2 protein-coding genes are annotated in these 1,167 nt (G+C 58.3%); both read left to right on the top strand.

Going from position 1 to position 1,167, the window contains the following annotated elements; all coding sequences use genetic code 11:
• The coding region (locus HZB34_16895) for a SulP family inorganic anion transporter (protein ID MBI5317641.1) at positions 1-690 on the top strand (690 nt) is incomplete at its 5' end.
• 103 nt (positions 691-793) lie between these two features.
• Positions 794-1,167, top strand: a 374-nt coding sequence (locus HZB34_16890; GenBank protein ID MBI5317640.1) for a universal stress protein, incomplete at its 3' end; no start/stop codon positions are given.

The following is a 1,167-nucleotide window of genomic DNA, read 5'->3' as shown; positions in this document are numbered from 1 at the left end:
GAGCTGGTCAGCAAAGGCGCCACCAATGCGCTGTCCTCGTCTATCGGGGGCCTGCCGATGATCGCGGACGTGGTGCGTAGCTCAGCCAACGTCATGAATGGAGCCCGCACCCGCTGGTCCAACTTTTTCCACGGACTCTTCCTCCTACTGGCCGTGGAGTTTATCCCTGGTGTTCTCAACATGATTCCGCTGGCGGCGCTGGCCGGCATGCTCGTGTTCATCGGCTTCCGATTGGCGCATCCGAAAGAGTTCATGCATGCCGCGCATATCGGCAAGGAAGAAGTGCTCTACATGGCGGTCACGACCATTATCGTGGTGGCGGTGGACCTGCTGTGGGGTGTCATCATCGGATTTGCCCTCGCGGTCGTGATCAATGCGATACGGGGCGTCCGCTCATTGAAAGCCGGGGTTTCGGTTGAAGAGAAGGGCGACGCGCTAACCCTGAAGCTCAAAGGCGCGCACGGCTTCATGAATTTTGTTTCGATGCGCGGCCAGATGGATATGCTCCCGCCGGGCAAGAAGCTGACAATCGACTACAGCGGTGTGAGCTATATGGATCACACAGTGAATGAGCGTTTTCACCTGTTCAATGGCGAATACGCCCTGACGGGCGGCAGCGTGACCACCGTTGGCAGGGAAGGCCTCAAGGCTACCTCGCACAGTGAGGTGTCGGCTCTGGTCCGAGGTTAACGGAGGAAATGACCGGAGCGTGACGTCCACCTATCAAGGGTGAGCGTCATATTTCCGTTGGTAGGGCACAGCTCCGGTTCTTCAGAATCAGGGGGAGGTCATCATGCGTATTGTCATTGGCGTGGGGTCGGCGAGAGCAACCTTTCCCGCGGTGAAACAAATCGATTGGCTCTATCGATTGGACGAGGTTGTACTTGCACATGGGGCCAAGATGGAAGCCATGCAAGAATATGGCAGACTCCGTGACGCCGCGCTGCAGTCTGGTCGCGAGCATCTCGAAGAATGCCGCGCCCTGCTATCGGCTGACATCCCTTCTATCCGGACGTTGTGCCACGTTCAGGATCCCTCCTCCTTTGTTCTCGACACCGCCGTTACGGTGAATGCCGACGTCATCGTCATGGGCACCCGCGATTTGAGCCGGCTGGCTGAGGCGTTTATCGGCAGCGTGTCGCACCGCGTCCTCGTCCATTCAACGGT

It is taken from the genome of Nitrospirota bacterium, assembly GCA_016219645.1.
Classification (GTDB): domain Bacteria; phylum Nitrospirota; class Nitrospiria; order Nitrospirales; family Nitrospiraceae; genus Palsa-1315.
The sequence above is the reverse complement of the archived record's forward strand: the minus strand, read 5'-3'. Positions and strand labels throughout refer to the sequence as shown.